Genomic DNA, 6,316 nt, shown 5'->3' with positions numbered 1-6,316 from the left:
GCGGCAGGTCGTACACGCTGCTGACGCCACCGGAGGTGCAGCCGGCCGCCAGGGTCGCCGTGAAGAGTGCGATGAAAGACGCTTTCATCGCGCCTGGCGTGAGGAAAGACGCATTCATCGCACTCCCCCGCTGTAGACCTGCCCGGCCACCGGCAGCGGCAGGTAGTACTCCAGGTTCGTCCGCCCCTGCAACGTGTCCGACGCCGGGTCGAACGCGTTGAGCACGTTGGTCACCGCGAGCGGCGCGACGTCGAGCGCCTCGGCCAGCGCGGCCCGCTGGTCGACCAGTGTCTGCGTGGTCTGCGCCAGTTTGTCCACATTGGACTTGATGGCGGCACGGTTGTCCCGGATGAAGCCCTGGATCTCGCCGAGCGCGCCGGCCAGCGTGTGCAGCGCGCCGGACAGCTCGTCACGGTCACTGGCCAGGGTCTGCCACACCTGCGCCAGCTGCTGGTTGACCTCGGCCACCTGCCGGTCGTTGCCGGCCAGCATGCCGGTGAACTTCTGCAGTTCGTCCACCGTGCCGAACAGGTCGTCCTGGTACCCGGCCAAGGTCTTCGCGAGCTCGGCGAAGTTGCGCACGTTCTCGTTGAACGCCTCGCCGTTCCCGCGCAGGTTCGCCGCGCCCGTGGTGAGCAGGTCGGACAGCGCGCCGTTCGCGTTCGCGCCGTTCGGGCCGAGCGCGGTGAGCAGGTCGTTGAGGCTGGTGTACAGCTCGTCCAGCTCCACCGGGGTGGCTGTGCGGCTGGCCGGAATCGTTGCGCCGTCGGCGATCCGCGCCGCGCCATGGCTCAGCGTGGTGAGCTGCACGTGCCGGTCGGCCACCACGCTCGGCGACACCACGACCGCCCTGGTGTCCGCCGCCACCGGGGCGTCCGCGTCGATGGTCAGGACCAACTCGACCTGCTCGCCGCGCGGCGTCACCGACTCGACCGAGCCGACCCGGACGCCGAGCACCTGGACGTCGGTGCCGGCGTACACGCCGACCGCGCGGGTGAACCAGGCCGTGATCCGCTTGTCGTCGCCGCCGGACACGAAGATCCACCACAGGTTCCCGGCCGTGACCAGCACCAGCACACCGAGCAGGACGGCCAGCCGCTTCCTGGTGATCACTTCGCACCTCCCGGCGGGGTGCAGGGGTTCCGGTTCTCCTCGAGCAGGCCGCACAGGTAGTTGTCGATCCACCGGCCGCTGCCGGTGGCGTTGTTCACCACGCGGAAGTACGGCCCGGCAAGCTGCAGTCCCCGCTCAAGATCGGCATCATGCCGCTGCAAGATCGTGGTCACAGTGTCCAGTTGGGACAGGGCGGGGGCGAGCCGCGCGCGGTTGTCCGCGACCAGCCCGGAGAGTTGCGTGGCGAGCCGCTGCGTGCCGACCAGCAACGCGTGGATGGCGTCCCGGCGGTTGGTCAGCTCGGTCAGCAGCAGGTTGCCGTCCTTGATCAGCGCGTCGAAGTCGCCGTTGGAACCGGCCAGCGTGCCGCTGATCTTCCGGGTGTTCGCCAGCAGCTCGGCGAGCTGGTCGTTGCGGGAGGCGATGGTCCGGGACAGCGCAGTGAGCCCGTCAAGTGCCTGCCGCACATGCTGCGGGGAATCCTTGAACGTGTTGGAGATGGCCTGGAAGCTCTCGGCGAGCTGCCCGGTGTCGATCTCGCCCGCGGTGCTGGCCAGGCCCTCGAACGCCTGGGTGACGTCGTACGGGGTCACCGTGCGGTCCCGCGGGATGGGCCGCTTCGGATCCTGGCCGGCCGTGCCGCTCGGGTGCAGCGCGAGGAACTTGCGGCCCAGCAACGTCTTGATCTTGATCTCGGCCCGGGTCTGGTCGCCGATCCAGGCGTCGCGCACGCGGAACGTCACCAGCACCCGGTCCTCGGCGAGCCCGACCCTGGTCACCTCACCGACCTTGATCCCGGCGACCCGCACCTCGTCGTCCGGCCGCAACCCCGCGGCCTCGGAGAACTCCGCCCGGTACAGGGTTCCGCCGCCGATGATCGGCAGGTCGCGCGCGTAGAACACCATGGCCGCGATCGCGATCAGCAGTGCGGTGCCGATCAGCCCGATCCGCACCGGGTTGCGCTCACGGAACGATTTCATCGGTGGCACCTCGCAACCGGGGCGAGGTAGCCCTGCGGCGGATCGGTCTGCAGCACGGCCGCGCACAGGTAGAAGTTGAACCAGGAGCCATACGTGGCGCTGCGCCCGACCGCCTCGAGCTTGGCCGGGAGCACGGTGAGGAACGAGTCCAGCTCGGCGGATCCGGACGCCAGGTTCGCGGACAGCTCGCCGAGGCCGGCGATGCTCTCCTTGAGCGGCGGCCGGGCCACGTCGAACAACCCCGCGGTGGCGTTGGTGAGCGAGGCGATCCCGTCGATCGCGTCGCCGATCGCCGTGCGGTCGCCGGCCAGCCCGGACACCAGCTGCCTGATGGTGGAGACCAGTGTGGACAGTGCGTCGCCCTGGCCGTTGATGGTCTTCAGCACCGTGTTCAGGTTGGTGATCACCTCGCCGATCACCTGGTCCCGGCTGGCGAGCGTGGTGGTGAGCGAGCCGGTGTGCGCGAGCAGGCTTTCCACTGTGCCGCCCTCGCCCTGCAGCACCTGGACGATCTCGCCGGAGAGCTGGTTGACGTCGTTCGGGGACAGCGCCTGGAACAGCGGCTTGAATCCGTTGAACAGGTCGGTCAGGTCCAGTGCGGGCGTGGTGCGCTCCAGCGGGATCTCCGAACCCTCCGCGAGCGCAGGGCTTTGCGGGCCGGAGCCGCGGTCCAGCGCGAGGTAGCGCTGGCCGACCATGTTGCGGTACTTGACAACGGCCGTGACCTGTGGCGGAAGCGGGCGGCTGCGGGTGACCGAGAACCTCACCCGGGCCTGGTCGTTGTCCGCTATGGACAGTTCTTCGACCTGGCCGACCCGCACCCCGGAGACGCGCACGTCGTCGCCGGGGTTGAGCGAGGTGACGTCGGTGAACCGGGCGTAGAACGTGGCCGCGTCGCTGAGCCCGGTGTTGGCGATGGACACCGCCAGGATCGCCGTGGCGAGGCCGGTGACCAGGACGAAGATGACGCCCTTGATCAGCGGCGCGGCGAGTGTCCTCATCGGAGGGTCACCTCCGTCCCGCGGTAGAGCGGACCGATCAGCACGCTGCTCCACGGCGCGACCTGACCGGGTGGGATGCCCAGTGCCGGCGCGGCCAGGGTGGCGATCAGGTCACGTTCCTGCGGCGAGTTCGGCAGCCCGAGGTCGTTGTCCAGCAACGGATGCGCGGCGCTGCCCGGTGCCGCGGCGACCGTGCCGGCGGTCGGCGGCACACCGCTCGGGTAGCAACGCGGCCCGCCCTTCGCGGTGTACACCGGGTCGTCGACACCGGGCACGTACTTGCCGCGGGACTGGGTGACCTTGGCCTCGACGTGCAGGCCGGGCTGGTCGGTGCCGGCGCCGAGCACCTTGTCCATGGCCGGCTTGAGATCCGTCAACGCCTTGAGGGTGCAGGGGAAGGCCGGTGAGTACCGGGCGGCGAGCTCCAGCGGCGCGCGGCTGTCCGCGGCCAGCCGGATGATGTTCTGCTTGTTGTTGCGCAGGAACAGGGTGAGGTCCTGGGTGGACGAGGTGACCTGGGCGTAGAGCGTGTTCAGCCGGTCCCGCTGCTCGGCCACGGTGTTCAGGGTGACCGCGGAGTCGGTCAGCGAGTCGAGGATGTCCGGTGCGATGTCGCCGTAGAGCTGGCTCACCGCGGCCAGATCCCGGATGTCGCCGGTCAGTGTGGGCAGGTTGGGGTTGAACCCGCTCAGGTAGCCTGCCGCGGTCGCCAGGGTTTCGCCGAGCTGCTCACCGCGTCCCTGCAACGCGGTGGCGATCGCGCTGAGCGTGGTGGCGAGCTTCTGCGGCTGCACGGCTTTCAGGACCGGGAGCAGGTCGTCGAACACCCGCTCCAGCTCGATCGCGTTCTCCGAGCGGTCCTGGTCGATCACGTCGCCGCCGGCGATCGGGCGGATGGTTGAGCGCTCCGGGATGGAGAGCTGGACGTAGCGCTCGCCGAACAACGTCTTGGGGATCAGCAGCGCGGACACGTCCCGCGGGATCTTGTCCACTGTGGAGGGTTCGAGCGCGAGCCGGACTTCGGCGCCGCCCGGGGCACTGCGCACCTCCCGGACCGTCCCGACCTTCACCCCGCGCGCCTTGACCTCGGAGGATTTGTTGAGCTGGTTGCCGATCCGGTCGGTGCGCAGGGTGACCAGCACCGCGTCGGAGAACTTCTGCTGGTACACCTGGACCGCGAGCGTGCCCAGCGCGGCCAGCACCAGCAGGAACGCGACTCCCGCCGATCTCCGTGCCAGCTTCCCGGTCATCCGGCCACCTGCACGGTCGTCGTGGCGCCCCAGATCGCCAGGCTGAGGAACAGGTCCAGCACGTTGACCGCGACGATCGCGGTGCGCACCGACCGTCCCACCGCGACACCCACGCCGGCCGGCCCGCCGCTCGCGCGGTACCCGTAGTAGCAGTGCGCGAGCACCACGACCACGCTGAACGCCAGCACCTTGGCGAACGACCACAGCACGTCGACCGGCGGCAGGAACAGGGTGAAATAGTGGTCATAGGTGCCGGCGGACTGGCCGAAGAACCACACGGTGATCTGCCGCGCCGCGACGTACGAGGTGAGCAGCCCGATCGCGTACAGCGGGATGATCGCGACGAACCCGGCGATGATCCTCGTCGTGACCAGGTAGGGAATGCTCGGCACGCCCATCACCTCGAGCGCGTCGATCTCCTCGGAGATCCGCATGGCGCCGAGCTGCGCGGTGAACCCGCAGCCGACCGTCGCCGAGAGCGCGATGCCGGCCACCAGCGGCGCGATCTCCCGGGTGTTGAAGTAGGCGGAGATGAACCCGGCCAGCGCCGGGGTGCCGACCTGGTTGAGCGCGGCGTATCCCTGCAGCCCGACCACGGTGCCGGTGAACGCGGTCAGCCCCACCATCACCCCGATCGTGCCGCCGACCACCGCCAGCGCCCCGCTGCCGAAGCTCACCTCGGCCAGCAGCCGCACGATCTCCTTGGTGTAGCGCCGGGTCGCCCGCGGGATCCAGGCGAACGCCTGCAGGAAGAAGAAGATCTGATCCCCGAGCACATCCAGGAACCCGAGCCGCCGGTCGACGACACCCGTTATCCGCTGGGTCGGCGTGGTCCGCTCCTGGAGGACGGTCATCATGCCCCCTTCGGCGGGACGACCTGCAGGTACAGCGTCGTCAGCACAAGGTTCAGCAGGAACAGCAACAGGAACGTGATGACCACCGACTGGTTCACCGCGTCCCCGACGCCTTTCGGCCCGCGCCCCGGGTTCAACCCGCGGTAGGCGGCCACCACACCCGCGACGAACCCGAACAGCACAGCCTTGATCTCGCTGATCCACAGATCAGGAAGCTGTGCCAGCGCGGAGAAACTCGCCAGGTACGCACCCGGCGTGCCGCCCTGCATGATCACGTTGAAGAAGTAGCCACCCAGCACCCCGACGACGCTGACCAACCCGTTGAGGAACGCGGCCACCCCCATCGCCGCCAGCACCCGCGGGACGACCAGCCGCTGAACCGGGTTGACGCCCAACACCTCCATGGCGTCGATCTCCTCGCGGATCGTCCGCGCCCCCAGGTCCGCGCACATCGCCGAACCACCCGCCCCGGCGATCAGCAACGCGGTCACCACCGGGCTCGCCTGCTGGATGATCGCCAGCACGCTCGCCGCGCCGGTGAACGACTGCGCGCCGATCTGCGTGGTCAGCGACCCCAGGTGCAACGCGATCACCGCGCCGAACGGGATCGACACCAGCGCCGCCGGCAGCAAGGAAACGCTGGCGATGAACCAGAACTGCTGCACGAACTCCCGGAACTGGAACGGCCGCTTCACCGAGCACCGGATCACGTCCAGCCCCAACGCGTAGAGCCGTCCGGTCTCCCGCACCGCCGCCACACCCGGCATGCTCATCGGACCACCCCGACGAGCCGCTCCCGGTGCCGCCGCACCGCTCTTCGCTCCGGCAGCCCCGGACTCGATTGCAGCTGCGGCACAATCGCCGCACTGGGCGTCCACGAGAACGCACCCTCCGCCGCCAGCGTCGCCTGATCCTTCTCCTCGGACATGCCGATCGGACCGTGCCGCTGCCCGTTCAGGAACTGCCGCACCGCCGGCTCGTCGCTGGTCAGCAGCACCTCGCGCGGGCCGAACATGACCAGCTCGCGGCGGTAGAGCATGCCCAGGTTGTCCGGCACGGTCCGGGCCACGTTGATGTTGTGCGTGACGATCAGGATCGTGGCGTCGGTCTGCGCATTC

6 protein-coding genes and 1 pseudogene are annotated in these 6,316 nt (G+C 69.4%); all 7 read right to left on the bottom strand.

The window, feature by feature from the left end; translation table 11 throughout:
* Positions 1-114 precede the first annotated feature (114 nt).
* The gene (locus VGR06_RS27045) at positions 115-1,113 is read right to left on the bottom strand and encodes an MCE family protein (protein WP_414637338.1); all 999 of its coding nucleotides are present in this window, start codon (positions 1,111-1,113) and stop codon (positions 115-117) included.
* Positions 1,110-2,093: an MCE family protein gene (locus VGR06_RS27040; protein WP_327561950.1), complete on the bottom strand. Its 984-nt coding sequence runs from the start codon at positions 2,091-2,093 to the stop codon at positions 1,110-1,112. The genes VGR06_RS27045 and VGR06_RS27040 overlap by 4 nt, the downstream gene beginning before the upstream one ends.
* Complete coding sequence (locus tag VGR06_RS27035; protein WP_327561949.1) at positions 2,090-3,094, bottom strand: MCE family protein; 1,005 nt, start codon at positions 3,092-3,094, stop codon at positions 2,090-2,092. The genes VGR06_RS27040 and VGR06_RS27035 overlap by 4 nt, the downstream gene beginning before the upstream one ends.
* On the bottom strand, positions 3,091-4,344 hold the full coding sequence (locus VGR06_RS27030) for an MCE family protein (RefSeq protein WP_327561948.1): 1,254 nt from the start codon (positions 4,342-4,344) through the stop codon (positions 3,091-3,093). The genes VGR06_RS27035 and VGR06_RS27030 overlap by 4 nt, the downstream gene beginning before the upstream one ends.
* A complete protein-coding gene (locus VGR06_RS27025; protein WP_327561947.1) occupies positions 4,341-5,198 on the bottom strand; it encodes an ABC transporter permease in 858 nt (285 codons plus the stop codon). Before VGR06_RS27025 ends, VGR06_RS27030 begins: the two co-directional genes overlap by 4 nt.
* Positions 5,198-5,971 carry an ABC transporter permease gene (locus VGR06_RS27020; RefSeq protein WP_327561946.1) on the bottom strand — a complete coding sequence of 258 codons (774 nt, stop codon included), beginning with the start codon at positions 5,969-5,971 and terminating at the stop codon, positions 5,198-5,200. Before VGR06_RS27020 ends, VGR06_RS27025 begins: the two co-directional genes overlap by 1 nt.
* Positions 5,968-6,316, bottom strand: a pseudogene (locus tag VGR06_RS27015) (ABC transporter ATP-binding protein); the annotation flags it as partial. The gene VGR06_RS27020 and the pseudogene VGR06_RS27015, both read right to left, overlap by 4 nt.

Origin of the sequence: Actinophytocola sp. (assembly GCF_036002505.1) — a bacterium.
GTDB lineage: Bacteria > Actinomycetota > Actinomycetes > Mycobacteriales > Pseudonocardiaceae > DASYTH01.
This window is presented reverse-complemented; position numbering and strand designations above follow the sequence as displayed.